Annotated in this window: 22 protein-coding genes and 1 pseudogene; 16 read left to right on the top strand and 7 right to left on the bottom strand. The window is 72.5% G+C overall.

The features are described 5' to 3' along the window. The first annotated feature begins 29 nt into the window (after positions 1-29). Positions 30-989, top strand: a complete 960-nt coding sequence (locus tag J7E97_RS09775; protein WP_215024520.1) for a helix-turn-helix domain-containing protein — start codon at positions 30-32, stop codon at positions 987-989. A 40-nt stretch (positions 990-1,029) separates the two neighbouring features. On the opposite strand, the gene J7E97_RS09780 is transcribed toward J7E97_RS09775, so the two are convergent. Continuing rightward, the gene (locus J7E97_RS09780) at positions 1,030-2,295 is read right to left on the bottom strand and encodes an MFS transporter (protein ID WP_215024522.1); all 1,266 of its coding nucleotides are present in this window, start codon (positions 2,293-2,295) and stop codon (positions 1,030-1,032) included. Positions 2,296-2,486: 191 nt separating this feature from the next. Between J7E97_RS09780 and J7E97_RS09785 the strand changes: the two genes are divergently transcribed. Beyond that, the gene (locus J7E97_RS09785; RefSeq protein ID WP_215024524.1) at positions 2,487-3,167 is read left to right on the top strand and encodes a hypothetical protein; all 681 of its coding nucleotides are present in this window, start codon (positions 2,487-2,489) and stop codon (positions 3,165-3,167) included. A 91-nt stretch (positions 3,168-3,258) separates the two neighbouring features. Here J7E97_RS09785 and J7E97_RS09790 read toward each other — a convergent pair whose 3' ends face one another. Together J7E97_RS09790 and J7E97_RS09795 are read right to left on the bottom strand one after the other, a co-directional pair. Continuing rightward, positions 3,259-3,792, bottom strand: coding sequence for a rhodanese-like domain-containing protein (locus J7E97_RS09790; protein ID WP_215024526.1), 534 nt, complete (start codon positions 3,790-3,792; stop codon positions 3,259-3,261). 330 nt (positions 3,793-4,122) lie between these two features. Beyond that, positions 4,123-4,902 carry a VOC family protein gene (locus J7E97_RS09795; protein WP_215024528.1) on the bottom strand — a complete coding sequence of 260 codons (780 nt, stop codon included), beginning with the start codon at positions 4,900-4,902 and terminating at the stop codon, positions 4,123-4,125. A gap of 463 nt (positions 4,903-5,365) precedes the next feature. Here J7E97_RS09795 and J7E97_RS09800 point away from each other — a divergent pair, with 463 nt between their 5' ends. The 3 genes from J7E97_RS09800 to J7E97_RS09810 are packed head-to-tail and all read left to right on the top strand — an operon-like array spanning position 5,366 to position 9,152. Beyond that, positions 5,366-6,715 carry a discoidin domain-containing protein gene (locus tag J7E97_RS09800; protein ID WP_215024530.1) on the top strand — a complete coding sequence of 450 codons (1,350 nt, stop codon included), beginning with the start codon at positions 5,366-5,368 and terminating at the stop codon, positions 6,713-6,715. Continuing rightward, the gene (locus J7E97_RS09805; protein WP_215024531.1) at positions 6,715-8,043 is read left to right on the top strand and encodes an MFS transporter; all 1,329 of its coding nucleotides are present in this window, start codon (positions 6,715-6,717) and stop codon (positions 8,041-8,043) included. The genes J7E97_RS09800 and J7E97_RS09805 overlap by 1 nt, the downstream gene beginning before the upstream one ends. Beyond that, on the top strand, positions 8,040-9,152 hold the full coding sequence (locus J7E97_RS09810) for a hypothetical protein (RefSeq protein WP_251054164.1): 1,113 nt from the start codon (positions 8,040-8,042) through the stop codon (positions 9,150-9,152). The genes J7E97_RS09805 and J7E97_RS09810 overlap by 4 nt, the downstream gene beginning before the upstream one ends. A gap of 63 nt (positions 9,153-9,215) precedes the next feature. Here J7E97_RS09810 and J7E97_RS09815 read toward each other — a convergent pair whose 3' ends face one another. After that, on the bottom strand, positions 9,216-10,193 hold the full coding sequence (locus J7E97_RS09815) for a helix-turn-helix domain-containing protein (RefSeq protein ID WP_215024533.1): 978 nt from the start codon (positions 10,191-10,193) through the stop codon (positions 9,216-9,218). A 291-nt stretch (positions 10,194-10,484) separates the two neighbouring features. On the opposite strand from J7E97_RS09815, the gene J7E97_RS09820 reads away from it, so the two are divergent. Both J7E97_RS09820 and J7E97_RS09825 read left to right on the top strand, forming a co-directional pair. Continuing rightward, the gene (locus J7E97_RS09820) at positions 10,485-11,690 is read left to right on the top strand and encodes a DUF4185 domain-containing protein (protein WP_215024535.1); all 1,206 of its coding nucleotides are present in this window, start codon (positions 10,485-10,487) and stop codon (positions 11,688-11,690) included. A 176-nt stretch (positions 11,691-11,866) separates the two neighbouring features. Beyond that, entirely contained in the window at positions 11,867-12,838 is a 972-nt protein-coding gene (locus J7E97_RS09825; RefSeq protein WP_308346446.1) for a hypothetical protein, read from the top strand. Between the two features lie 3 nt (positions 12,839-12,841). Here the strand turns inward: J7E97_RS09825 and J7E97_RS09830 are convergent, their stop codons facing one another. Both J7E97_RS09830 and J7E97_RS09835 read right to left on the bottom strand, forming a co-directional pair. Then, entirely contained in the window at positions 12,842-13,921 is a 1,080-nt protein-coding gene (locus J7E97_RS09830; protein ID WP_215024539.1) for a helix-turn-helix domain-containing protein, read from the bottom strand. Positions 13,922-13,985: 64 nt separating this feature from the next. After that, a complete protein-coding gene (locus J7E97_RS09835; protein WP_215024541.1) occupies positions 13,986-15,503 on the bottom strand; it encodes a cellulose binding domain-containing protein in 1,518 nt (505 codons plus the stop codon). 351 nt (positions 15,504-15,854) lie between these two features. Here J7E97_RS09835 and J7E97_RS09840 point away from each other — a divergent pair, with 351 nt between their 5' ends. The 9 genes from J7E97_RS09840 (at position 15,855) to J7E97_RS09880 (ending at position 25,661) form a co-directional block, all read left to right on the top strand. After that, complete coding sequence (locus J7E97_RS09840) at positions 15,855-16,454, top strand: acyltransferase (protein ID WP_215024543.1); 600 nt, start codon at positions 15,855-15,857, stop codon at positions 16,452-16,454. A gap of 430 nt (positions 16,455-16,884) precedes the next feature. Next, on the top strand, positions 16,885-18,054 hold the full coding sequence (locus tag J7E97_RS09845; RefSeq protein WP_215024545.1) for a hypothetical protein: 1,170 nt from the start codon (positions 16,885-16,887) through the stop codon (positions 18,052-18,054). Between the two features lie 23 nt (positions 18,055-18,077). Continuing rightward, a complete protein-coding gene (locus J7E97_RS09850; RefSeq protein WP_308346443.1) occupies positions 18,078-18,821 on the top strand; it encodes a WecB/TagA/CpsF family glycosyltransferase in 744 nt (247 codons plus the stop codon). Further along, positions 18,821-20,077: a nucleotide sugar dehydrogenase gene (locus J7E97_RS09855; RefSeq protein ID WP_215024549.1), complete on the top strand. Its 1,257-nt coding sequence runs from the start codon at positions 18,821-18,823 to the stop codon at positions 20,075-20,077. Before J7E97_RS09850 ends, J7E97_RS09855 begins: the two co-directional genes overlap by 1 nt. Before the next feature lie 3 nt (positions 20,078-20,080). Next, the gene (wecB, locus tag J7E97_RS09860) at positions 20,081-21,220 is read left to right on the top strand and encodes a non-hydrolyzing UDP-N-acetylglucosamine 2-epimerase (RefSeq protein ID WP_308346444.1); all 1,140 of its coding nucleotides are present in this window, start codon (positions 20,081-20,083) and stop codon (positions 21,218-21,220) included. Between the two features lie 132 nt (positions 21,221-21,352). After that, a complete protein-coding gene (locus tag J7E97_RS09865) occupies positions 21,353-22,201 on the top strand; it encodes a chain length determinant protein (RefSeq protein WP_215024551.1) in 849 nt (282 codons plus the stop codon). Further along, positions 22,198-23,727: an oligosaccharide flippase family protein gene (locus tag J7E97_RS09870; RefSeq protein WP_308346445.1), complete on the top strand. Its 1,530-nt coding sequence runs from the start codon at positions 22,198-22,200 to the stop codon at positions 23,725-23,727. Before J7E97_RS09865 ends, J7E97_RS09870 begins: the two co-directional genes overlap by 4 nt. Next, complete coding sequence (locus J7E97_RS09875; protein WP_215024553.1) at positions 23,724-24,836, top strand: hypothetical protein; 1,113 nt, start codon at positions 23,724-23,726, stop codon at positions 24,834-24,836. Before J7E97_RS09870 ends, J7E97_RS09875 begins: the two co-directional genes overlap by 4 nt. A gap of 15 nt (positions 24,837-24,851) precedes the next feature. Then, positions 24,852-25,661, top strand: a complete 810-nt coding sequence (locus tag J7E97_RS09880) for a glycosyltransferase family A protein (protein ID WP_251054165.1) — start codon at positions 24,852-24,854, stop codon at positions 25,659-25,661. A 48-nt stretch (positions 25,662-25,709) separates the two neighbouring features. Here the strand turns inward: J7E97_RS09880 and J7E97_RS09885 are convergent. Further along, positions 25,710-25,989 (bottom strand): annotated as a pseudogene (locus J7E97_RS09885) (glycosyltransferase family 2 protein); the annotation flags it as partial.

The raw sequence follows: 25,989 nt of genomic DNA on the forward strand, positions 1-25,989 counted from the left end.
GAAACGACGGGACAAGTACACTTTCGGACATGACGTCTGTGGTGCTGGCGCTCTATGACGGAGCCATGCTGTTCGAGGCCGTCGGAGCCTTCGAGGTGTTCGGTGTCGACCGCGAACTGGCCGACCCCTGGTACGACTTCAAGGTCTGCGGCCCGCAACACGGCCTGCTCGGCGGGTGGCTGCGCATCGACACTCCCCACGGGCTCGACGCCCTGGAGGAGGCGGACACCGTCATCGTCCCGTCCTGCGACGACGTCGAGGCGGATCCCCCGGCCGACTTGGTGGACGCCGTCCGCGCGGCCCACGAGCGCGGCGCCCGGATCATGTCGCTGTGCACCGGGGCGTTCGTGCTGGCCGCCGCGGGCGTGCTGGACGGGCGCCGTGCCACGACGCACTGGGCGCACGCCGCCGCCCTCGCGGACCGCTACCCGAAGGTCCGGGTCGACCCGGACGTCCTCTACGTCGACGAGGGCACCGTGCTGACCTCGGCCGGCAAGGCGGCCGGCATGGACCTGTGCCTGCACGTGGTCACCGTCGATCACGGCGCGGCGGTCGCCAACTCGCTCGCCCGCACCCTCGTCGTGCCTCCCCACCGCGCGGGCGGCCAGGCCCAGTTCGCCACCGTGCCCGTGGCGGCCGAGGCCGGCCACGCGTTCGCCGACCTGCTGCACTGGGTGAACGAACGGCTGCAGGAGCCGCTGACCGTGCCCGACCTGGCGCGCCGGGCGAACATGAGCCCCCGCAATCTGACCCGGCGCTTCACCTCCGCGACCGGCGTCACCCCGCTGCGCTGGCTGCACACCCAGCGCATCAACCGGGCTCGCGAGCTCCTGGAGACCACCGACCACGGCATCGAGTACATCGCCACCTGCACGGGCATGGGGACCGCGGCGACCCTGCGGCGCCACTTCCACCGCGCCCTCAGGGTGCCCCCGGACGCCTACCGGCGCACGTTCCGCAGCGCCCGGGGCGGTGCCGCGCGCATCTGACTAACCGCTCGGGGGACCGCATCCGTACCGGACCCGCGCGTCACCCCGCGTTCACCCGGTCCTGCCGGTCCTCCCGCGGCGGCCGGGCCCCGTGGTCGGCCGTCCTCGGACGGCGTCCCGCGAACACGAGGATCAGGACGAACGTCACCGCGAGCGAGGCCAGCCCGCCGCCCCACAACACGACCCGCACGCCCCAGTGGTCGGCGAGCCAGCCGCAGAGCAGGACGCCGACGGGGGTCGAGCCCGTGAAGATGAGGGAGTAGAGCGCCATCACCCGGCCGCGGTAGAGCGGATCGGTCCCCAGCTGGATCCGGTGGTTGGCGGCCTGGGCGAAGTACCCCGCCGCGAACCCGGTGGCGGCCAGGAGGAGCAGGGTCGTGAGGTAACCGGTCACCAGGCCGGCGGCGGTCTCCACGGCGGCGAAGGCGATGGCCGAGCCGAGAACGAGGCGCTGCGAGGGCCGTCCGCTGCGCACGGAGGTCGCGAAGGCGGCGGCCAGCGAACCGACCGCGAGCGCGGTGGTCAGCATCCCGAACGAGGCCGACCCGGCGTGGAACACGGTCTTGGCCAGCAGCGGCAGGACGAGCTGGAAGTTGAAGGCCAGCATGCCGACGCAGGCGACCAGGGTCAGCGGCAGCACGAGGTCCGGACGGCCGGCGAGGTAGCGGAGCCCGTCGGACACCTTGGCGTCCTGCGGCCGGGTCTCGGCGCGCAGCAGTTCCTCGGGACGCATGCGCAGCAGTGCGGCGACCGTGGCCAGGTAGCTGACCGCGTTGAGAAGCACCACGGACACCACGCCGAACTGGCCGATCGCCACGCCCGCGATCGCGGGGCCGACGATGCGGGCGAGGTTGAAGTACGCGGCGCTCATTGCGGAGGCGTTGGGAAGCAGCTCGGGGCCGACCATCTCGCTCACGAACGACATGCGGGTCGGGGTCTCGACGGCCGTGACGGTGCCGAGGGCGAAGGCGAAGACGTAGACGTGCCAGAGCCGCTCGGCGCCGGAGAGCAGCAGGATGCCCAGCAGCAGCGCCAGCAAGCCGGCCGCGACATTGGTCAGGACGAGGAGGCGCCGTTTGTCGAGGCGGTCGGCGAGCCGCCCCGCGTAGAGGGTCAGCAGCAGGACGGGCGTGAACTGCAGCGCGGTGACGACGCCGAGGGTCTGCGCCGAGTCCCCGGACATCGACAGGACCAGCCAGTCCTGGGCGATGAACATCATCCAGCCGCAGGTGACGGAGAGCACCTGGCCGACGGTGAAGTAGCGGAAGTTACGGACGGACAGGGACCGCAGGGAATGTCTCACCATGAGACCTTCTCGCCTACCGCGGTCGAGCCCGGGTCAAGCGGGCAACGGCACGCGGCGCGGACCCGTCGGGAAGGAGCCGCCAAGGTGAACGGGCCCGCGGCGCCCGCCCGCGACACCCACCCGCGGCGTCGTGGCCGGGTCCGCACCCTCGCCTCCAGCCGGTGTCCGCGCGCTGTCGTAGGGTCCGTTTCATGACCACGACGCTGATGACCTACGCAGGACCGGGTGAACCCGAGGCGCTGGCCACGCGCACGGGTGGATCCCCGCTGGCCCCTCCGGGGACGGCCTGGCCCCGCTGCGCGACGTGCGGAGGAGCGATGCGGTTCCTGGCCCAGATCGTGCCGGACGAACCCGACCGTCCGATCGGCCGGGACCACGCGGGGGCCGGTCTGGTCCTGGCGGTCTTCATGTGCCAGAACGATCCCGGCATGTGTGAGGAATGGAGTCCCACGGCCGGCGGCAACCGGGCCCTGCTCTTCCCCTCCGACGCGCTGCGGCCGATGCCCGTACCCGAGCCGGAGGGTGAGGGCGGTCAGGGCGGTGACGGAGGAGCCGCTCTCCGCCTCGGCGCCGTCAACGCCGTGACCCTGGTGTCCCTGCCCACAGACGACTACGCCGGGGCGCGCGAGGAATGGGCCGGCCGCAGCGGGAACGACCCGGCGAACGTCCTGGGCCAGCTCGGCGGCCGGCCCGACTGGATCCAGGGCGACGAGACGCCCACCTGTCCCGACTGCGCCCGGCCCATGGACCTGGTGGCGCAGCTCGAGGAGGGACCGGACCACGCCACGGCCATGAACTTCGGCGGCGGCGGTTCGGCCTACGCCTTCGCCTGCGGGCCCTGCGCCCGGGCCGTGTTCCTCTGGCAGTGCTGAGACCGGGATCCGGGTCCGGGTCTGATGCGCGGCCGGGCCCAGCAGGGAGGTTCGGGTTCGGCAGTGGGGGTCAGCAGGCGCAGCAAGGGGCTCAGCAGGCGCAGGAGATGCCCAAGCGCGGCGCGGTCAGGTCGTCGATCTGCCGCTGGTCCGTGCCCTGCGCGGTCTCGAAGGCGAAGCCCTCGCGCACCCAGTACTCGAAGCCGCCGATCATTTCCTTGACCTGGTAGCCGAGCCGGGCGAAGGCGAGCGCCGCACGCGTGGCGCCGTTGCAGCCGGGGCCCCAGCAGTACGTCACCACCGCCATCGACGGGTCGATCAGCTGCGGGGCGAGCTCGGCGATGCGCGCCGTGGGGATGTGCACCGCGTTCGGGATGTGCCCCTGGGCCCACGCCGCGTCGCTCCGGGAGTCCACGACCACCACGCCCGGAACACCCGCCAGCAGGTCCGCCCGGACGTCCGAGACGTCCGCCTCGAAGGCCAGCCGGGCCGCGTAATGGGCGGCCGCGTCCACCGGAGCGGCGGCCGGAACCGACAGGACGGCGGACGTGACGGCGGCCGGGAGGGCGGCCGAGGCGGGGGCGGGGACGAGGGTGGAGGCGAGGGCCGAGAGGGTGGCAGACATCGGTAGGGCTCCTTGTGCGTCGTGCGTACGGGGTGGGACTGAACCGGCCGCCGGCCTGGGCGGTTTCCCCTGCGGCGATGACTCAATCCTCGACTCCCCGGCCCGTGACGACGAGTGGCGTGAACGCCGCCCTTCGTCAAGATCCCGCCAGCTCCGCCGACGCTCGGGCGGAGCGGCGAACACGGGCCGGGCGGTGCCGGACCCGATGCGCCCGTATCCCTACCTGTACCTGTACCCGTGCCCGTACCAGGAGCACCTGGATACGGGCACGTTCACACCCGACCGCGCGCGACCCCCGGCGGTGTCCGGGGGCGGGCGGGTGCGGGCGGGTCAGTTCGCTCGCGGCAGGGGCTTGAGCAGGGCGAAGACCGCGCCGCTCGGGTCCGCGAGCCATCCGATCCGCCCGACGTCAGGCACGTCCGCGCCCGGCATCAGGACCGTTCCGCCGCTGGTCCGCGCGGTGTCCACCACGGCGTCGACGTCCGCGACGGCGAAGTACGGCACCCAGCGCGCGTCGGTCTCCCCCTCCATCAGCGGCGCCACCCCGCCGAAGGAACCCGCGTCCTGGTCCCCCTCGCCGATGCTGAGCACCCGGTACGTCATCCCGGGTACGTCCATCTCCTTCGAGCGCAGCCCGAACAGCCCGCCGTAGAAGGCGACGGCAGCCGTCGGGTCCGGTACGTGGAGCTCCACCCAGCGCAGGGTGTTGTCGGCGGACGTCAGCGCGAGGCCCGGGGTCTTGCCCGGCTTCCAGATGGCGAAGTCGGCGCCCTGCGGGTCGGTGTACTGCGCGAGCCAGCCCTCCCCCATGACGTCCATCGGCTCGACCCGGACGGTTCCGCCGCCGTCGCGCACGGCCCGCGTGGTCGCGTCCACGTCCTCGGACTGGAAGTACACCGTCCACGCGGAGGAGGCCCCGGGGTCCAGTTCGCCGACGGCCGCGACGGTCTTCCCGTCCACCTGGAAGAACCCGTACCCGCCCGTCTCGGGCCCGAGGAGCTGGAACTCCCAGCCGAACACGGCCCGGTAGAAGGCCGCGGCCCGGGGGATGTCGGGGCTGCCCAGGTCGATCCAGTTGGGCGAGCCGGTGCGGTAGTCGGTGCCGAGCATGCGGTCCTCCTGCGATGGGTTCCGGATGCGGGGTGCCCGCGTAGGGGGCCCCTCACCTGGACGAATGGCGGTACACGTACGAGGATCCCCGCCGCGCCGCATTCACCCGGCCTGCCGCCGCCCGGTTCACCCGTCCGGTCCTGACGGACGGTCTCCCGGCAGAGGCTGGGTCGCGTTTCGCCTACCGGAGCGCCGCCACCCGGGCCTTCACCGAGCTCGTCCGGCAGTGGGGCGGACGGGGCTCAGAGGGGGTTGCCGAATGACTAGTAGGAAACTTTCCTGTTTGCTAGCATCCCGATTCGGCGGCCCGGCGCGGTGCCCGATCCCTCGTGCATGACGCGCTCAGCGAGAGCTCTGACCCGGCCGCCGTGACAGCGCCTTCCCCTGTCCTCCCAGCGGCCGGGGCGGCCGGCTCACGCACTGGTGCCAGCTCTCGTCATCCCCCAAGCCAGGGAGTACAGGAATGCACCTGAACACCCAAGCTCCACGCCCCGTCCGCGCGTCGAACCGAACGATGGGAGTGGTCGTCGCCGCCGTACTGCTCCTCGTCGGCGGTCTGATCCTCGCCAATCCCGAGCGGGCCGGCGCCGCCGCCGACCCGGTCATCTCCCGCGGCAAGGCCGCCACCGCCTCCTCGAGCGAAACCTCCGCGCTCGGCCCGCAGAACGCCTTCGACGGCGACCAGGCGACCCGCTGGGCGAGCGCCGAGGGCAAGGACCCGCAGTGGATCCGCGTCGACCTCGGCGCGGACGCCACCGTCTCCCGTGTGAAGCTCAGCTGGGAGGCCGCGTACGCCAAGGTGTACCGCGTCGAGATATCGCCCGACGGCTCCACGTGGACCCGTCTCGCCAACGAGACCGCGGGCAACGGCGGCACCGACGACTGGACCGCCCTGTCCGGCAAGGGCCGTTACCTGCGCGTGTACGGCACCGCCCGCGGCACCGCCTACGGCTACTCGCTGCACGAGGTCGAGGTGTACGGCACCCCCGGCGGCGGCACGCCCCCGGGAACCGGCGCCTTCACCGTGGTCGCCGCCGGCGACATCGCGGCCCAGTGCACCGCTTCCGACAGCGGCTGCGCGCACCCCAAGACCGCCGCACTGGCCCAGAGGATCAACCCGAAGTTCTATCTGACGATGGGCGACAACCAGTACGACGACGCCCGGATCGCCGACTACCGCGCCTACTACGACAAGAGCTGGGGCGTCTTCAAGGACAAGACCCACCCGGTGCCGGGCAACCACGAGACGTACGACCCCGCCGGGCCCCTGTCCGGTTACAAGTCGTACTTCGGGGCGGTGGCCTACCCCCAGGGCAAGAGCTACTACAGCTTCAACGAAGGCAATTGGCACTTCATCGCCCTCGACTCCAACTCCTTCGACCAGAAGGCCCAGATCGACTGGCTCAAGGCCGACCTCGCCGCGAACGGCAAGCAGTGCATCGCCGCCTACTGGCACCACCCCCTGTACTCCTCGGGCGGCCACGGCAACGACCCGGTCGGCAGGCCGGTCTGGAACATCCTCTACGGCGCCAAGGCCGACCTCGTGCTGAACGGGCACGACCACCACTACGAGCGCTTCGCCCCGCAGGACCCGAACGGCAAGGCCACCTCCGACGGGATCACCGAGATCGTCGGCGGCATGGGCGGCGCCGAGCCCTACGAGATCGAGAACGTCCAGCCCAACAGCCAGAAGCGGATCAGCGGCCCCTACGGCGTGCTGAAGCTCGACTTCACCGACTCGGGCTACAGCTGGACTTACGTCGACACCGACGGCAAGACCCAGGACACCAGCCCGAAGTACACCTGCCACTGATGTACTTGGCGACCACAGGCCGCCGGGACACGTCGGCTGCGCCCCTTGCCGAAGGGGCGGGCCGGCGCGTCCCCGGCACCGTCCTGGCACTCGGCGCGGTCAGCCTCGTCACCGACGTCTCCTCCGAGATGGTCACCGCGGTCCTGCCGCTCTACCTCGTCCTCGGGCTCGGCCTCTCCCCCCTCCAATTCGGCTTCCTGGACGGCCTGCTGAACGGCGCGGCCTCGATCGTGCGCCTGCTCGGCGGCCACTTCGCCGACCGCGGCCAGCGGCACAAGAGGATCGCGGGCATCGGCTACGCCCTCTCCGCCTGCTCCCGCCTCGGCCTGCTGCTCGCGGGCGGCGCCACCGGCGGGATCGCGGCGGCCCTCGCCGCCGACCGGATCGGCAAGGGCATCCGTACGGCGCCGCGCGACGCGCTGATCACCCTCAGCAGCCACCCCGACGCGCTCGGCCGGTCCTTCGGCGTCCACCGGGCCATGGACACCACCGGCGCCCTGCTCGGCCCGCTGGCCGCCTTCGCCCTGCTCTGGGCGACCGCGGGCGCGTACGACGCGGTGTTCTTCGTCAGCTTCTGCGCCGGCCTGCTCGGCGTCCTGCTCCTCGTGCTCTACGTTCCCGGCCGGCAACACACCGAACTGCCGGCGCTGCCCGCCCCCCGCGCGCCGAGTCCGTCCCGCCGCACGGGCAAGACCTTCGAGGCGCTGCGCGATCCCTACTTCCGGCGGGTGCTCGGGGCCGCCGCCCTGCTCGGCGCCGCCACCATCGGCGACGCCTTCGTCTACCTCCTGCTCCAGCGCCGACTCGGCCTCGGCGCCGGGTGGTTCCCGCTGCTGCCCCTCGGCGCGGCGGCCACCTACCTCCTGCTCGCCGTCCCCGCGGGCCGGATCGCGGACCGCGTCGGCCGCAGGCTGCCGTTCCTCTGCGGACACCTCGCGCTGCTCGGGACCTACGTCGCCCTGCTCGCCCCGTCCGGCGGCCCGGCCGGCCCGCTCCTGCTCGTACCCGTCCTCGCACTGCTGGGCATCTTCTACGCGACCACCGACGGGGTGCTGATGGCCCTCGCCGGGCCCGTCCTGCCCGCCGAGGGGCGGGCCCGCGGACTCGCCGTGCTCCAGACCGGCCAGGCGGTGGCCCGGATGGTCGCCGCCGCGGGCTTCGGCGCCGCGTGGACGGCATGGGGACCGGGCACCGCGCTCGGGGCCGCCACCGCCGCCCTGCTCGTCGCGCTGGTGGGCGGCTGGGTCCTGCTCCCCCGCGTCCCCGCCCGCGTCCCGGATCCCGCGGGGCCGCCCGGCACCCACACCCCCGAGAGGCGGACCGAATGACTGCCGAAACCCTCAGCCCCGGCCCTGGCCACAGCCCCGGCCCTGGCCACAGCCCCGGCCCTGGCCACAGCCCCGGGCCGGGCCCCGGGCCCGGGGCCCGGCCGCCCCTCGGCCCGTGGGCCCGTACCGCCGCCGTGGTCACCGCGGTCGTGGTCCTCGCCGGCGGATCCATTGCCTACGCGGTGCACGCGGGCCACCGGCCGGAGCGCCGACAGGGCTCCGCCGACAGCTCGTTCGCCCTCGCCGGACCCGCCCTGTACTTCCGGGATTCCGCCACGGGACGCGTCGCGCACCAACCGCCGCCCACGGCCCCCGGTGACGGCCCGGCCGCCGGTGCACGGGCCTTCGGCGGCCCGGTCTGCGACCGGTTCCACGCCGGCGGGGACACCGCCCTGTGCCTGCGCGCCGAGCCGGGGGTGCTGCCGAAGACGTACGCGATCGTCCTCGACCGGCGGCTGCGCGAGGTGCGCCGGATCACCGTGCCCGGCATCCCGACCCGGGCCCGCGTATCGGCCTCCGGCCGGATGGCGGCCTGGACGGTCTTCGCCACGGGCGACTCCTACGCCACCACCGCCTTCTCCACCAGGACCGCCGTCCTCGACCTGCGCAGCGGCTACCTCGTCAAGTCCCTGGAGGAGATACCCCTCACCATCGACGGCGCCCGGTACCACGCCCCCGACGTGAACTACTGGGGGGTGAGCTTCGCGCGCGACGACAACCGCTTCTACGCGACCGTCTCCAGCAAGGGGCGCACGTACCTCGTCGAGGGGAACGTGAAGGACTGGTCGGCGAAGGCGTTGCGGGAGAACGTCGAATGCCCCTCCCTGTCACCCGACAACACCCGGCTCGCCTTCAAGAAGAAGGTCTCCGAAGACCCTGCCGCACCCTGGCGGCTGTACGTCCTCGACCTGGCGACCATGCGGGAGACACCGCTCGCCGAGACGCGCAACGTAGACGACCAGGCCTCCTGGACGAACGACGGCACGGTCTCCTACGCGCTGCCGGGCGCGGACGGCCGCGCGAGCGACGTCTGGACCGTCCCAGCGGACGGCACCGGCGCCCCCGCACTGACCGTCCCGGGCGGCTCGTCCCCGGTGGTGGTGCGCTGAGCCCGGTGCGGCGCGGGCGCGGCCGGTGACGCGTCCGGTGCGGCGGGGACGTCCGGGCCCAGCCTACGAGGAGCCCGAAGTGGGCCGGTAGCGCCGCAGGTTGGAGCGGACCCGGTCCAGGTAGGGCTGGATGTCCCTGAGCCCGGCGTCCTGGCGTTGCACGATCCAAGTGGCGGTGCGGTAGGCGGCGGCGAGGTTGAGGGCCGGATCCCCGGGGACCCCTTCGAGTTCGGGGGCGATGGCGCAGAGCATCCTGCCCATGGCCGGGATGGAGTCCTCGGGGGTGAAGGGCGGTACGGGGACCGTCGTCTGCCGCTCGGGCGGCAGGTAGTAGCGCAGGACCCGGGGGGTCCAGCGGGCGATGCCGTACTCGTCCTTCTCCGGGTCGCTGAGGGCGGGGTCGAACCCGCTCTCCGCTTCGAGCATGGCCGCGATCAAGGCGGGGGTGACCTGCGGGACATGACACGTGGTTCCGGCCTCGACGATCAGGTTCCGGTACTCCCCCGGGATGTCGCTGTCGGTGCGTAACCACCCCGCGTCGTCCGGGAGCCGGACCCTCGTCATGGACATGGCCGCGTCGCGGGACCGGTCCGTACGCGCGTCGGACTCCAGCGCGGCGGAGTCGCCCGGCACCAGCGCGGCGAACGCGACGACGGTGAAGGTGCAGACGGCGGCCATGACCGCGCTGAGGCCGGTGGACCACCGCCGGGCCGGCCGGGCGGGCGGACGCGGCGACGGCGACGGCGCGGACGAGGCTGACGGCGACGGCGGGCCCGTCATGAGGATGTGGGTGTGGATGCGGCGCCGCTCCCAGTCCTCCGGGTCGCCGCCGCACGCGCCGACGAAGGCGGCCAGCACCGCGGCTCCCGGCAGGCGATGACCGGCGGTGGCCGCGGCGAGCGTCGAGGCCGAGTAGTGCGTACGGGTGGCGAGTTCGCGGTAGGGCGGGCTGCCGGCCCGGCGCCGCAGGTCCCTCAGGTCACAGGCGAACCGGGCCAGGGGCCCGTGTCCGGGATCAAGCGGCTGTTCCTGCCGTCCCATTCTCCCGTTCCTCTCTGTCCGTGGATTGTCCGGTTCACCCCGGCCGGCTCTCCGGCCGCCCGGGGGAGGCCGCGTTGTCCGTTGGTTGTCCGAGGACTGTTCGGCGAGGTAGCGGCCGCGAAAGCCCCGGCAGCAACATCAACACGAGCATCCAGCCCGGATGACGAGCGGGACAACGCCGCTTTCGGCCCCGTCCCCGCTTGTGGGGCACTTCACAGGGCCGCTCGGCCACCCCCCACTGCCCGCCCCCTCTCACCGCCTGACCCCTCACCGCCTCTGGAGGACCGATCGATGTCCACCCCTTCTCAGCCCGAACGCCCCGCAGTCACCCGCAGGACGGTGCTCATGGCGGGTGCGGGCGCCGCCGCCCTGGCGGCGGGCGTGGCCGGGGCCGTGCCCGCCGCCGCGGCGCCCCGTATCGGTGCGGGGGCCGCCGCCCAGCAAGGAACACCGTTGTGCGAGGTGCCCGGTGACTCGGCCAACGCGCAGGGGCTGGGCTCGGGGGACCTCGCCATCCCCTACTACCGGGAGCACGACAACTCCTGGGGTTACGTCTTCGGCGACTCCTGGGCGGGACCGGGACTGAGCGGGGACTACCTCGGCTCCCCGGTCATGCTGAACCAGGCCGGCTTCGACGCCTCCGGCGGGACGCCGATCTCGTTCACCTGGGCGCAGCCCACCGGCGGCGCCGCGAATCAGCTGTTCGACTACCGGCACGAGCAGGACAATGGTCACGGCTGGGAGGTCAGCCGCATTCCGAACGACTGCATCGAGTTCGGTGGCCGCACCTACATCCAGTACACGTCCGTCGCGGTCTGGGGCCCGCCCGCCGGATACGACGGCTCGCTCATGTCCGGCGTCGCCTATTCGGACGACCACGGCGTGAGCTGGCACGACTACCCGTACCACTGGCCCGGTGACACCCAGGGCGTGAACCAGTCCATGTACGGGATGTGGTCGTTCGCCGGCATCGACCCCGACGGCTGGCTGTACATCTTCTCAAAGCGCTGGAACGGCACCCACCGCAACACGGCCGACGGTGGAGCGATCCAGCTGTTCCGCATCCAGCCGCACGAGTTCCGCGCCGGCAACTTCGGCGCCCAGCAGAACTGGGCCTTCCTGGACAACCGCTGGCAGTGGACCACTTCCGCCGCGCCGTCGCCCATCCTGACGGGCAACAACATCGGCGAGTTCTCGGTGAAGCGCATCGGCGGCACGTACTGCATGAGCTACTTCGACGTGACCGACTACTCGATCTGCACGCGCACCGCGCCCCGGCCCGACGCCGCCTGGACCGCGCCCAAGCCGCAGATCGCCGGCAACAACACCTGGCCGCCCAGCCACTGGGGCAAGCCGCAACTCCCCTTCCTCTACGGCGGATACATCCACCCGGGCAGCTCGAGCGCGAACTCCCTGACCCTGATCGTGTCCCAGTGGAACGGGCAGGTCGGCCAGTCGCCCTACCGGGTCCTCCAGTACGACGGCATCAACCCGTAGCTCCAGCCGAAGCCATAGCCCCACCCGCATCCATGGTCGCGCCCCACGGGTGACCCCGAACCAAGAGGAGCAAGCGAATGAACAGCGTTGCCGCGCTACGGGCGCGACAGGTGCGAGGGTTGCCGCGGGCACCACGGACACGATTACGGATCACGGTCCTGCTGGCCGCCGTGGCCGTGACCACCGCCCTCACCGGGCCGGCGGCACGGGCCGTCCCGAGCCCCGAGGACGTGCCCGGCCCTCTGAACCATGCCGCGCCGGCTGCCGCGTACTGCGCCATCCCCGCCGACCGGGACATCGCGGTGACCCGCAAGGTCTACGAGGTGGGCCAGCGGATGAACGTGTCCGACAAGGTCATGCTCGCCGGCTTCGAGACGGGCTGGGTCGAGTCCCGGATGAACAACCTGAACTGCGGGGACCGCGACTCGCTCGGCGTGTTCCAGCAGCGGCCCTCGCAGGGGTGGGGCTCGCCCGAGCAGATCCTCGACGTCGACTACTCGGCCGGCAAGTTCTTCGAGGTGGCCCTGCAGATGGAACCCGGCATGGAGGGCAGCAGTGCCGGGGAGCTCGCCCAGGCCGTTCAGCGCTCCGCCTACCCCGAGCGGTACGACCAGGTGGAGGGTCCCGCCCGGTCGATGCGGGACGAGGCGTTCTGGCCCTACGGGGCGATCGGTGCGAAGTACGACGCCATGGGCGGGCCGGGCGGCGCCCTCGGCGAGCCGGTCCGCGCCGAGGAGGCCGCGTCGCTGGGCGGCCGGTTCCAATTGTTCCGGAACGGGATCGTCATCTGGCACCCGAACGCGGCGTACGCCGTGTACGGGGACATCCTCGGCAAGTTCTGGGCCACGGACGCGGAGCGCGCCTGGGGCTTCCCGACCATGGACGAAGCCGACGCCTCACCGGCTCCCGACGGAACCCGCGGCCGCTACCAATTCTTCGAACGCGGACTGTTCCTCTGGTCCCCCCAGACCGGAACCCACATCGTCCACGGCGCGATCTACGACGCGTTCCACGACGCCGGACACGAAAGCGCCCTCGGCTACCCCGCCACCGACGAGTTCGACGAAGCCGGCGGCAAGGCCCAGCGCTTCCAGAAGGCCACGATCCACTGGAGCCCGTCCAAGGGCACCTGGATCACCACCAACTGAGGTTCACAGCCGCGCCGCGACCCTGACGAACGCCTTGCGGTAGGCCGTCGGGGTCGTGCGCATCTGCCGCGTGAAGTGGTGGCGGTACGTCGCGGTCGAATCGAAGCCGACCGCGGCGGCCACCTCGTCCACCGTGCCCTCGCCCGACTCCAGCAGCGGCAGGCTCGCGGAAACGCGCTGGGAGATGACCCACCGGATCGGGCTCACCCCGTTGCGGCGGGTGAAATGGCGCAGGTAGGAACGCTCCGACATGTTGGCCGCGCGGGCCAGGACCGCGACGGACAGCGGGGTGTACAGGCGCCGCATGGCCCAGGTCATGCTCTGGGTGATGCCGTCGTCCGCCGCGTCGGGGCCGATCTCGCCGACCGCCGCCTCGATGAACTGGGCCTGGCCGCCCTCGCGGTGGGGAGGCACGACGAAGCGGCGGGCCACCGTGTTGGCTACGGCGGCGCCGTGGTCGGCGCGGATCAGGTAGAGGCAGAGGTCGATGCCCGCGGCGCTGCCCGCGCTGGTGAGTACGTCGCCGTTGTCGACGTACAGCACGTCCGGGTCGACTTCGATCCCGGGATGGCGTTCGGCGAGGGTGCGGGCGTAGCGCCAGTGGGTGGTGGCCCGGCGGCCGTCGAGGAGGCCCGTCGCCGCGAGCGCGAAGGCGCCCGAGCAGATCGAGACCAGGCGCGCCCCCCGGGCGTGGGCCGTGAGCAGGGCGTCGACCAGCGGCTTCGCGATCGGGCCGCCCGCCTTGGAGACTCCGGGGATGATCACGGTGTCCGCGGCCGCGAGCGCGTCGAGGCCGTGTTCGGCGCGGAGGGTGAATCCGCCGACCACCCGCAGGTCCCGGCCGGGGTCCGCCGAGCAGACGCGGAGCTCGTACCACGGTATGTCGCCCAGCTCCGGCCGGGAGAGCCCGAAGACCTCGACCACCACGCCCAGCTCGAAGGGCGCCATGCCGTCGAAGGCGAGGACCGCCACCACGTGGGAGGGGGCCGGCTTCTTGATCTCGACGTCCACGGCGGTCGTCGCGGGCGGGGTGGTCGTCGCGGGCGGGGCGAGCGGGGCGGGCGGGGCGGGCACGGAGGTCATGTCGACACTTTAGACAGCCACCGTCCGTACCCGTCCGCCTCCTCGTCCGCCCCCCCTGCGGCGGTTACGGCTGGTCCAGCGCCCCGAACGCCCTGGTGAAGGCGAGCGGCTGCTGGAGGATCGAGCTGCAGGTGGCGTCGGCGTAGCCGACGGCGCCGGCCGGGCACTGCTTGTCCCGGGTGGCGGACCACATGGCCAGTCGGCCGATCCCCTTCGACCTCGCGAAGTCCACGAGCTCGGTGGCGTCGGCGACGGTGAAGACCTCGGTCGCCACGTCGTTGACCCCGATCATGGGGGTGACGGCGACTGCCTTCCAGGCGGCCGCGTCGGAGATCCCGAGGACTCCCTTGAGCTGTGCCTGGGTGGCCGTCGCGGCCTGGATCGCGTACCGGCCCATGTCGCCGGCGTAGGCGGGTCCGTAGTCCATGGCCATGATGTTGACCCCGTCGATCCGCACCCCGGCCCGCTTCGCGTCGGCCAGCAGGGCCACACCGGGCTGGGTGAGGCCTTCGGGCATCACGGGCAGGGTGAACGCCATGTCCAGGCCGGGGTGGGACTTCTGCAGCTGGGCGATGGCCTGGGCGCGGCGGGTGTTCGCCGCGGTGTCGGGCAGGGCCGCGCCCTCGATGTCGAAGTCCAGCTTGGTCAGCCGGTACTGGTCGACGACCTTCCCGTACGCGGCCGCCAGCTCGTTCGCGGATCCGCAGTTCAGCGCCAGCTCGTGGCCGGCGGCGCCGCCGAAGGAGACCCGTACGTCCCCGCCCTTGGCCCGCAGGGCTCCGATCTGCGCGGCGACCTTGTCGTTCGCCAGGTCCGTCACTCCTCCCCACAGCGGCGCGCAGGCTCCGCCGGAGGTGATGAAGGCGAGGTGGAACTCCTTCACGCCGGTCTTGGCGGCGGTGTCGATCAGGTCGTAGGCCGGGTAGAGGGAGGTGTCGACGTACGGGGCGAAGCGCGCTCCCGCGGCCGGGGCTCCGCCGGCCGGCGGGGGCGTGGCGGTCGCGGGCGGGGCCGGGGTCCGCGTGGGGGACGGCCCGGGGGGCGTGGCGGTCGCGGGGGCGCTCGTACCGGGGGTGGCCGTCCGGGTGGCCGTCGCCGTCGGGGTCGCCGTGGGGCGGCCTCCCGGCGGGGGCGTGGCGCCCTGGTCCACGGAGCACTTGGTCCCGTTGATGCGGCAGGCCGTCGGGTTCCCGGGGGTGCCGGTCCCGCTCGTCACGAAGCCGATCGTGGCGGAGGCTCCGGCCGCCAGCTCCTTGTTCCAGTCGGCGGGCTTCACGGTGACGTGGCGGCCGTCGATGGTGTGGGTGCCGTTCCACAGGGAGTCGATCTTCGTGCCGACGGGCAGGTCGAACTCCAGGGTCCACCCCTGCTGCGCCTGCTCCTTGTTGTTCGTGATCACGTACTGACCGGTGTAACCGCCGGCCCAGGAGCTGGACTTGGTGTACACCGCGCCCACGGCGGCGGCCTGCGCGGTCCCGGTGAGCGCGATGGCGGCGCTGCCGATCACCACCGCCACCGCGAAGGCTCCCGCCGCCTTCACCTTCTTGTTCGCCGTGCGCCGGTGACCGCTCGTGCTGCCCATCGCGTGCCTGCCTCTGTATTACGGGGGGGGTTGGTTGGGGTGTGGCAGCACGCTAGCCGCCGCCGCACGGACATTCGATCGATTGCGGGCGCCTCGTCTGAGCCTTAGGTTCCGCTTAAGGAAGCGATCGGGAGGCGTTAAGCCGGGCCGGCCGAAGGGATCGCCAAGCCGGCCCCGTGAGCGGTCGGTTGATCTCCCCGGCGGGACGGCCCGACGGCACATATGCTCCCGTCCGTACGCACGCTCTGGCGTATGCGGTACCGCCGTGCGGCCGTATGCCCGTGCGTCCGTACCGCGGGTACGCAGCGCGCCGTACGTCCGAACGCCACGCGAGCCGTAAGGGGACCGCCCGTGAGTGTCCGAATTCAACCCTCCTCCCAGGTCGACGAGACGGCCGAGCTCGGGGACGGGACCACGGTCTGGGACCTGGCGCAGGTGCGCGAGAACGCGCGGCTCGGCCGCGACTGCATCGTCGGGCGCGGCGCGTACGTCGGCCCCGGCGTGCGGATCGGGAACAACGTCAAGCTGCAGAACTACGCCCTCGTGTACGAGCCGGCCGAGTTGGGCGACGGGGTCTTCATCGGCCCGGCCGTCGTACTCACCAATGATTTCTACCCGCGCGCGGTCGACCCGGACGGTCGGCAGAAGCGCGGCGGCGACTGGGAAGCCGCCGGGGTGGTGGTCGCCGAGGGCGCCTCGCTGGGGGCCCGGTCGGTGTGCGTGGCGGGGGTGCGCGTCGGGCGGTGGGCGCTGGTCGCGGCGGGTGCGGTCGTCTCGCGCGACGTGCCCGATTTCGCCCTGGTCGCGGGGGTGCCGGCCCGGCGCATCGGCTGGGTCGGACGGGCCGGGGTGCGCCTCGTGGAGCGCGAGGGCGAGCCGGGCGTATGGCAGTGCCCGCGCACCGGCGCGCTGCACGAGGAGACGGACGGGAACCTGTCCGAACGGGTCTGACGGAACGTCGGCAATCTGGTCAGCGCCATTTCCTCAAAACCACAAACAACCAACATCCTTGGGCATACCTTGTCCCTGTACACGGGATCTGAACAGGTAACGGGCTTTGTTCAGAGGGGGGTTGTACACGACGAGGGCATCACGGACGAGGTGAAAGGCAGGCGCGAAATCGCGCCGGGCCGACGCCGTCGTCCCCCTGTGCCCGGTCCAGGACGTCACTGGAGGGGGATCCAGTGGGCGGCCTCGGGAGGCTCGTGCCATCGGGGGGATCGAACCGACGGTACGCGCGCCGTCATGCGCAGTTACCTCCGCCGAACGACGACCGCCGGGTCCGTCCCAGGAACAACGCAGAGGGGGTAGGTGTGTTGGTGCGTCGCAGCTCGAACATGCGAAGTGTGCTCGGCACACGGGGATCCGGGGTGGGGGACCGGTGACCGCCACGCGATTAGGAGCACTCGCCGAAGAGGACTCCTCGCTGCACGCGCTCGCCGAGCGGCTGCTCGCGCTGGCCGAGGCGGGACTGCCCGAGATGTACCTGCCGGGCCCGGAGAGCTTCGTGTTCACCCGGGTGGGGACGGTCACCTCCGACGGCAACCGCCGCGTGGAACGGCGCGGAACCAGCACCCGGTACGGTGCCATCACCGTGCTGGGAGCGCGGTTCCTTCCCGAGGAGCGCCAGCGCCCCCTGTTCGGGGGCCGCACGGCCGCGGAGTTCGCCGCCCTGCTGGTGGGGCGGCTGCCCGCGGTGACGAACCTCGGTGACGCCGCGCTCATCGCCTGGGCCGCCGCCGAGACCGGCCATCCGAAACTGCCGGACGCCCTCGCCAGGATGGCCGAACTGGACGTTCCCGGGCGGCCGCGGTACACCGTGGAAGCGGCCTGGGTGCTCTGCGCACTCACCGCCGCCCGCCCTTCGGTGGACGTCGAGTACCGCCTGTCGGTCGCCCGGACGCGCCTGCTGGCGGCCAGGACCGACGGCGTCCCGCTGTTCGCGCACGCCACCGGGCCGGGGCTGGTCCCCGGATACCGCTCCCACGTGGCCTGTTTCGCCGACCAGACCTATCCGCTGCAGGCGCTGGCCCGGCTGCACGCGAGCGGCTCCGACCCGGAGGCCCTCGCGGCCGCCGACGCCTGCGCCGCCCGGATCTGCGCCCTGCAGGGGGACGGCGGACAGTGGTGGTGGCACTACGACGCCCGCACGGGCGGCGTCGTCGAGGGTTACCCCGTCTACAGCGTCCACCAGCACGCCATGGCCCCGACGGCCCTCTTCGACCTGGCCGACGCGGGCGGCACGGACTTCGGCGCCGAGATCCGCCGGGGACTGCGCTGGATGACGGACGTGCCCGAGATCAGCGGGCCCGACGGCACCCCGCGCGAGCCCCTGATCCTCGAGGAGTACGGGGTCACCTGGCGCAAGGTCTACCGCGGCGACCCCGCCAAGGCGGTCCGAGCGGCTCGCGGGCTCACCACCCGGGTGCTGCCGAAGGCCCGACTGGCCCCGCTCGACCGGATCTTCCGCCCGCTCTCGGTCGACCGCGAGTGCAGGCCCTACGAGTTCGGCTGGCTGCTCCACGCCTGGCTCGGGGGGCTCGGGAGATGAACCACAGACAGATCCTTTTCGGGGTGTCGCTCGATGCCCTGACCATGGACGAGACCGTGCGGCGCTGCCTGGACGCGGTCCGCCGCGGCGAGCGGATCGAGATCGGCATGGTCAATGCCGCCAAGCTGGTCAACATGCGGCGCGATCCGCGCCTCGCCGCGGCCGTCGCCGGCTGCGACCTGGTCCTCGCCGACGGCCAGGCCGTGGTGTGGGCGGGCCGCGTCCTCGGTGTACGGCTGCCCGAACGCGTCGCGGGCATCGACCTGTTCATGCGGCTGCTGGCCGCCGCCGAGACCGCGGAAATCCCCGTCTACCTGCTCGGCGCCCGGCAGGACGTACTGGAGCTCATGCTCCGGCGGATCTCCGAGAAGTTCCCGGCCCTGCGCGTGGCCGGCAGCCGCAACGGCTACTTCGAGGACTCCGACCAGGGCCCGGTCGCCGCGGACATCGCCCGCAGCGGCGCCCGGATGCTGTTCCTGGGCATGACCTCGCCCAAGAAGGAGATCTTCACCGCCGGATACGGCAAGCAGACCGGCGCCCATGTGGTGCACGGTGTCGGCGGCTCCTTCGACATCCTGGCCGGCATCACCAAGCGGGCCCCCCTCGTGTGGCAGCGAATGGGCCTCGAATGGTTCTACCGCACCCTCCAGGAGCCGCGCCGCCTCGGGAAGCGCTACCTCACCACCAATACCGCCTTCCTCCTCATGACCGTCCGCGAACTCATCCACCGCACACCGTCTGCCGGTTCCGCGAACAGGAGTCACTGATGCGCGTCGTCGTCGTGGGACAGGGATACGTCGGCCTACCGCTGGCCATCAGGGCCGCCGAGGTCGGACACCACGTGGTCGGCTACGACGTGGACGCCCGGCGGGTCAAGAGCCTCGCCGCCGGCGAGTCGTACGTGGAGGACGTCTCCTGCGAACGCCTGAGCCGGGCCCTGGAGCAGGGCACGTACCAGGCCAGTGAACTCGCCCGCGACTGCGGCGGCTTCGACGTCGCGGTCGTCACCGTCCCGACCCCGTTGCAGGACGGTGCCCCCGACCTGCGCTACATCGAGGAGTCGGCGCACACCCTGGCCCGCTTCCTGCGGCCGGGCGCCACCGTCGTGCTGGAGTCCACCACCTACCCCGGCACGACCGAGGAACTCTTCGGCCCGATCCTGGAGGACGGCTCGGGACTCACCGCCGGAGTCGACTTCCACCTCGGCTACAGCCCGGAGCGCATCGACCCCGGAAACACCGTCTGGGGTTTCCAGCAGACGCCCAAGGTCGTCTCGGGGGTGAACGCCGCCTCGCTCAAGGCCGTGGAGACCTTCTACGCGGGCCTCGTCGACACGACCGTGCCGGTGCGCTCCCCCAAGGAGGCCGAGCTGGCGAAGCTGCTGGAGAACACCTTCCGGCACGTCAACATCGCCCTGGTCAACGAGATAGCCATGTTCGCCCGCCACCTCGACATCGACGTGTGGCAGACCATCGAGGCCGCCGCCAGCAAGCCGTTCGGCTTCATGAAGTTCACCCCGGGCCCCGGGGTCGGCGGCCACTGCCTGCCGATCGACCCCTCGTACCTGTCCTGGCGGGTGCAGCGCGAGCTGGGCCAGAACTTCCGCTTCGTCGAGCTGGCCAACGACATCAACAGCCACATGCCCGAGTACGTGGCGCGCCGCGTCATGGACGCGCTCAACTCCAAGCGCCGCTCCGTCAACGGTTCCCGGGTCCTGCTCCTGGGGCTGGCGTACAAGAAGAACACGGGCGACGCCCGGGAGTCTCCGGCGGTACGCGTCTCCCAACTGCTCCTCGACATGGGCGCGAAGGTGCGCGCGGCCGACCCCCACGTGGTGGAGAGCATCAAGGTCGACCCCCGCCTCTCGCGGGTCGAGCCCACCCGCAAGGAGCTGGCGGGCGCGGACGTGGTCGTCCTGCTCACCGACCACGACTCCTTCGACTACGCGATGATCGCCGAACACGCCTCGCTGGTACTCGACTGCCGCAACCGGATGTCCGGTCCCACGGTGGAGGTGCTCTGAGACGTGGTGAGAGTCATCTGCGTGGCCGGAGCACGGCCCAACTACATGAAGATCAAACCGGTGATGGACGCGCTGGAGCGCCGCGGCGTGGAGGTGGTGCTCGTCCACACCGGCCAGCACTACGACGACTCCATGAACGACGTGTTCTTCCGCGACCTCGGCATCCGTCCCCCCGACCGGTACCTGGGGGCCGGTTCCGGCAGCCACGCCCAGCAGACCGGCCGGGTGATGGAGGCCTTCGAGCCGCTGGTCGACGAACTGGCCCCCGACACCGTCGTGGTGGTCGGCGACATCAACTCCACGCTGGCCTGCGCCCTGGTCACCGCGAAGGCCGGCCCGCTGCTGGCCCACGTGGAGGCCGGTCTGCGCAGCCGGGACTGGAGCATGCCGGAGGAGGTCAACCGGGTGGTCACCGACCGCCTCAGCGACTACCTGCTGGCCCCGTCCCCCGACGCCGCCGCGAACCTGCGGGCGGAGGGGTACCGGGAGGACCAGATCCACATCGTCGGCAACGTCATGATCGACACCCTGTTCGCCAACCTGGAACGGGCCAGGGAATCGGACGTCCTGGAGCGGTACGGGCTCACCCGCGGCGGGTACGGGCTGGTCACCCTGCACCGACCGGCCAACGTGGACGACCCCGACGCCCTGCGCGGCCTCCTGAAGGCACTGGGTGAGATCTCCGGGCGCTGCCCGCTGCTGCTGCCCGTGCACCCCAGGGCCGCGCAGCGGCTGGCCGACGCCGGGGTGCCCGACGGGATCAGGCTGGTGCCGGCCGCCGGTTACCTCGACTTCATCGCCCTACAGGATTCCGCCCGGGTGGTGCTCACCGACTCCGGCGGCATCCAGGAGGAGACCACCGCCCTCGGCGTGCCCTGTGTGACGCTGCGGGAGAACACCGAGCGGCCCATCACCGTCTCGGAGGGCACCAACGTCCTGGCGGGCACCGACCCGGACCGCATCGCGGCCACGGTGCACCGGGTGCTCGACGATCCGCCCGCGCCGCGCTGCCCCGCGCTCTGGGACGGCCGCGCGAGCGAGCGCATCGCCCGGGTCCTGCTGGACGGCCCGTCCGCGGCGACCCGTCCGCGCCCCACCGCCCTCGCGCCGGCGGGGACACCGGGAGCACCCGGAGCCCCGTAGCGAAACCACGCCCGAGCACGGTACGACACGCGACAACGCGGCAACCGTAGTCACCGCAACAACCGTAATCACCGCAATGACAGGGCGGCGGCGCGTGGAGGACACACGACGCCGCCGCGAGGGGGAAAGACCATGGATCTCGCGGAGATCTGGCGGGTCATGTGCAGACGCTGGTACGTACTGCTGCCGGGACTGCTGCTCACGGCCGCGCTCATCGCCGGCGTGTACCTGCTGGTCCCGGTGGAGTACCGGTCACAGAGCACGGTGACGCTCCTGAACTCGAAGAAGGCCACGGTGGCCTTCGACGGCAACCCCTTCCTGAGCACCCAGGCCTCGCTCACCGGAATGGCCGACGGTCTGGCCCGCAACCTCAACTCCGACGACTCCAAGGCCGACCTCAGGTCCCAGGGCCTGACCGGGGAGTACGAGGCGAAGATCGCCGACAACGCCCAGGGGCCCTTCATGTGGCTGAGCGTCACGGGAACGCGGCCGGACGCCGTCCTGAAGTCGGACGAGATCTTCACCGCCTACGCCGAGAAGCGGCTGCGGGAGTTCCAGGCCCAGCAGTCCGTGCAGCCGGAGGCGATGATCCGCATGGCGACGATCGTGCCGCCGCAGACGCCGGAGGCCCAGACCAAGACCCGGCTCCAGTACCTCGTGATGGCGGGCGCACTCGGCTTCGTACTGAGCCTGGTGGCCACCTTCTTCGTGGAGGCCCGCCGCCGCCAGGCCGGCCGGCAGAGCAGGCGGCGGCCCGAATCCGAGCCGCCGCCCGCGACCACCGGATCCGGCCGCCGGCCCGGCTCCGCGGCCTCGTCCGAACCGGCCGGAACGGCGAGGGCCGCAGGAGCCACAGGAGCCGCCGGCACCGCCGAAGCCTCCGAATCCGCGGAGTCCGCGGAGTCCGCCGACCCGACGGCCACCATGGCGCTCACCGTCCTGCCGCCGTCGGCCGCCTACCGCTCCACCGGATCACCGTGACCGGCCCCACGGCGGACACCGGCATCCCGGCCCCGGCCGAGGCGCCCTCCCTGGGCCGCAAGGTCGGCTCCGCCGCCCGGTGGAGCCTGGTCAACACCATGGTCATGCGCCTCGGCAACTTCGTCACCGGGATCGTCCTCGCCCGCTTCTTCCTCGGCCCCGAGGCCTGGGGCGTCTACGGGATCGCCCAGACGGTCCTGCTGGTCCTGCTCTCCGCGAACGAGCTCGGCGTCTCCCTGGCCATCGTGCGCTGGGAGGGCGACCCCCGCCGCTTCGCCCCGACCGTCCTCACCCTGAGCGCCGCATCCAGCTGCCTGCTGTACGCCGTCCTGTTCGCGGCGGCCCCCGCGGTGGCCCGGGTCCTCGGCTCCCCCGAAGCCTCCGGCGTCCTGCGGGTGATGTGCGTGTGCGTGGTCCTCGACGGACTGTCGCAGGTGCCCGCCGGGTTCCTCACCCGAGAGTTCGCCCAGGGGCGGCGAATGGCCATCGACGCGCTCAACTTCGGCCTCAGCACCGCCGTGACCCTGCTGCTGGCCGTGCAGGGCTGGGGCGCGATGAGCTTCGCCTGGGGGTCCGTGGCGGGGAACGTGGCCGCCCTCGCCGGCTGCTGCCTCGCCGCGCCGGGCACCCTGAAGTTCGGCTGGGACCGGGACCAGGCCCGCGCCCTGCTCCGCTTCGGGCTCCCGCTCGCCGGGGCCAGCATGCTCGCCCTCGGAGTGGTCAACGTGGACACCATGGTGGTGGGTTCCACCCTGGACCAACTGGCCTTGGGCTTCTACGTGCTCGCCTTCAACATCTCCGGCTGGCCCGTGCGCATCATCTCCGAGGCGGCCCGCCGCGTCTCCTTCGCGGGGTTCTCCCGGCTGGCCGACTCACCGGGGGCGCTGGCCGGGGGGTTCGGCCGCGCCCTGGGCGTGGTGATGACGGGCACCGTCCCGCTCTGCGTCCTGCTGGCCGCGCTCTCGGCACCGGTCGTGGAGCTCGTCTACGGGGCGCGCTGGCTGCCCGCGGCCGCCGCGCTGCCCTGGCTGATGGGCCTCGGACTGGTCCGGATCGGCTGCGAGCTGGCCTACGACTGCCTGGTGGCCATCGGCCGCCGCCGCTCCCTCATCGGGGTCCAGGCCCTGTGGCTGGTCCTCCTGGTCCCGGCCCTGGTGATCGGCTCCCGCGCGGGCGGGATCGTCGGGGTGGCCCAGGGGCACGTCCTGATCGCCGGCGCCGTCGTCGTGCCGGTGTTCCTCGTCGCGCTGCACCGCGGCGGCATTGGCCTGGGCACCGTGGCGCGGGCCTGCGCCTGGCCCTTCCTCGGCGGCGCCGTGATGGCGGCCGTGGTCCTGGGCCTGGAGCGGCTCCTCGGCGACGGCGTCCTCGCGCTGCTCGCCACCGGGGCCGCCGGGACCCTGTGCTACCTCCTGTGCGTACTGCCCAGCCGGGGCTTCCTCCGTGGCGCGCCGCCGGCCGGCGGATCCGCCGCCGTGCCCGCCACCGCCACCGCCACCTCACCGGCCGGGAGCCGACCGCTGTGACACGCAACCGCAAGCGTCTGCCGGCCTGGTTGGCCGCCGGGCTCGTCCTGGTGGCCGCCATGGTCCTGTACCAGGCCGAGCCCACCGGGGTGACCGGGCCCCCGAGCGGTTCCTGCCCGGAGGACGCCCTCAAGTGCCCCTCCGCCGGCCCCGCCCCGGGCCCGACGCCCGCGCCCTCCCCGGACCCGTCCCCTTCGGGCACGGCGAGCCCCTCCCCCGGTTCGCCCTCCGTGTCCCCCTCCGCCACTCCCCCGCCGGTGGGCAGCGGGCCGCCCACCGCGGGCACGGTCTGTTCCTCGCCGGGCGCGTGCGGGTTCCCGGACGCGGGGAGCACCGGCCCCCGGAGCGGGCTGCGGCGGCACGACACCGGGAACATCTCCGTCAAGACCGACGGCATGGTCATCAAGGGCTGGGACATCCACGGTTCGCTCGACGTCTACGCCAACGACGTCACCGTCATCGACAGCAAGATCACCTCGGCCAACTGGTGGGGGATCAACCTGCGTCCCGGCTACAAGGGCCTGCGGGTCCTGCACACCACCATCACCGCCGTGCCGGGCGAGGGGCCCGACAACGGAGGCGTCGACTACGCGGTCTCCAACATGGGCGAGAGCTCGATCGAGGTCGGCTGGTGCGACGTCTCCGTCTTCGGCAACGCCCTGTCCATGGGCCAGGGCAACCTGCACGACAACTACGTTCACGACATCGCCGCCTTCCGCAATCAGGGCGGCGAGTGGCAGCACACCGACGCCGTGATCAGCGGCGGCGGAAACAAGGGCCGCCTGACCGTCCGCCACAACACCCTGCTGAACGCCGTGCCCGTGGACCGGGGTGCCTCCGCGGCCCTCGGCCTCTTCGCCGACACCGGTGCGGTCTCCTCCGTGACCGTCGACTCCAACTGGCTGGCCGGCGGGGCGTACGCGTTCTACGGCGGCGGCCCGGGCGCCACGGGCATCGAGGTCACGGACAACGTGTTCTCCACCCAGTACCACCCGGGCAGCGGGGTCTACGGTCCGGTCGCCGCCTGGAACTCGGGGGGCTCGGGGAACGTGTGGCGCGGCAACCGCATGAGCGACGGCCGGCCCGTGGTGCCCGAGCCCTCCCCCTAGAGCGACCGAGAGGACATGATGCGCCGCATTGCCCGCGCCCCTTGGGAACTGCTCAAGCGGGCCTTCGGCTGGCTCGTGCTCTTCGAAGCCAGGAACAAGGTGCTGCTCGCCCCCTCCGCCGTGGGCCTGCGCCGCTTCGAGGATGCCGAGACCACCCGGCTCGGCGCCCTGCCGGACCGGCCGCCGGCCGCCCTGGTCGCCACCGTGATCGCCACGCACCGGCGTCCCGAGGCCCTGTGCGCGGCGGTCCGCTCCGCTTTGGCGCAGACCGTGACGGACCAGGTGGTGATCGTGGTGGACGACGGCGCCGGACTGCCCGAACTACCGTCGGACCCCCGGCTGTTCGCGGTGTCGCTGGCCCGCAACACGGCAACGGCGGGAGTCGTGCGGAACGTCGGGATACGGCTGACCCGCTCGCGCTACGTGGCCTTCCTGGACGACGACAACCTGTGGGAGCCGGACCACTTGGAGCAGGCCCTGGCGGTGCTCGAAGCGCCGGGCGGACCGGACGCCGTGTACACGGCGCTGCGCAGGATGCTCCCCGACGGCCGCGAACACGACGTGCTGTCCGTGCCGTTCGACCGCCGCCGGGCCGCGCACGAGGCCTTCCTCGACACCAACGCCTTCGTCGCGCGCCGCACCCGGTCCCTCTACTTCAGCCGGCTGCGGCGGACTCCCGAGGTGCTGCCCCGCGAGGACTGGGAGCTCGTACGCCGCTACAGCCGCCGCCACGACGTCCGCCACCTGCCCCGTCCGACCGTCCGCTACCTCGTCAATCCGGAGAGCTTCTACACCGACTGGGACGGGCGGACGCCCTCCGGTTGACCCGGCCCGTCACGAGCCGGGCGCCCCGTGCCGGGCGGTGGCCCCCGTTCAGGGGCCCGGCGTCGCGCGCAGCGCGGAGGGGCTGGCCAGGGCGCGGGCCGCCGCCCGGCTCGCGGGCCGGCCGAGCGCGGCCCGCGAGGTCTCCCGCAGCAGGACGGCCGCGCGGGAGGCGGCGGTGGCCGCCGTCCCGTGCCGACGCCCGTAGAGCCGTACGCGGTGCAGGGTGAGCAGCGTCCACAGGCGGGGGGACACCTGCGAGTCCCCGCCGAGGTGGACGGCCGAGGCCGCGGGCTGCAGGCGGGTGGCGAAGCCGCGGTCGCCGGCCCGC

Origin of the sequence: Streptomyces sp. ISL-66 (genome assembly GCF_018614135.1) — a bacterium.
Taxonomy (GTDB): domain Bacteria; phylum Actinomycetota; class Actinomycetes; order Streptomycetales; family Streptomycetaceae; genus Streptomyces.

Excerpts from the sequence above, each read along its gene's own strand:
- J7E97_RS09775 (WP_215024520.1), top strand. The coding sequence starts at position 30 with ATGACGTCTGTGGTGCTGGCGCTCTATGACGGAGCCATGCTGTTCGAG.
- J7E97_RS09780 (WP_215024522.1), bottom strand. The coding sequence starts at position 2,295 with ATGGTGAGACATTCCCTGCGGTCCCTGTCCGTCCGTAACTTCCGCTAC.
- J7E97_RS09785 (WP_215024524.1), top strand. The coding sequence starts at position 2,487 with ATGACCACGACGCTGATGACCTACGCAGGACCGGGTGAACCCGAGGCG.
- J7E97_RS09790 (WP_215024526.1), bottom strand. The coding sequence starts at position 3,792 with ATGTCTGCCACCCTCTCGGCCCTCGCCTCCACCCTCGTCCCCGCCCCC.
- J7E97_RS09795 (WP_215024528.1), bottom strand. The coding sequence starts at position 4,902 with ATGCTCGGCACCGACTACCGCACCGGCTCGCCCAACTGGATCGACCTG.
- J7E97_RS09800 (WP_215024530.1), top strand. The coding sequence starts at position 5,366 with ATGCACCTGAACACCCAAGCTCCACGCCCCGTCCGCGCGTCGAACCGA.
- J7E97_RS09805 (WP_215024531.1), top strand. The coding sequence starts at position 6,715 with ATGTACTTGGCGACCACAGGCCGCCGGGACACGTCGGCTGCGCCCCTT.
- J7E97_RS09810 (WP_251054164.1), top strand. The coding sequence starts at position 8,040 with ATGACTGCCGAAACCCTCAGCCCCGGCCCTGGCCACAGCCCCGGCCCT.
- J7E97_RS09815 (WP_215024533.1), bottom strand. The coding sequence starts at position 10,193 with ATGGGACGGCAGGAACAGCCGCTTGATCCCGGACACGGGCCCCTGGCC.
- J7E97_RS09820 (WP_215024535.1), top strand. The coding sequence starts at position 10,485 with ATGTCCACCCCTTCTCAGCCCGAACGCCCCGCAGTCACCCGCAGGACG.
- J7E97_RS09830 (WP_215024539.1), bottom strand. The coding sequence starts at position 13,921 with ATGACCTCCGTGCCCGCCCCGCCCGCCCCGCTCGCCCCGCCCGCGACG.
- J7E97_RS09835 (WP_215024541.1), bottom strand. The coding sequence starts at position 15,503 with ATGGGCAGCACGAGCGGTCACCGGCGCACGGCGAACAAGAAGGTGAAG.
- J7E97_RS09855 (WP_215024549.1), top strand. The coding sequence starts at position 18,821 with ATGCGCGTCGTCGTCGTGGGACAGGGATACGTCGGCCTACCGCTGGCC.
- J7E97_RS09865 (WP_215024551.1), top strand. The coding sequence starts at position 21,353 with ATGGATCTCGCGGAGATCTGGCGGGTCATGTGCAGACGCTGGTACGTA.
- J7E97_RS09880 (WP_251054165.1), top strand. The coding sequence starts at position 24,852 with ATGATGCGCCGCATTGCCCGCGCCCCTTGGGAACTGCTCAAGCGGGCC.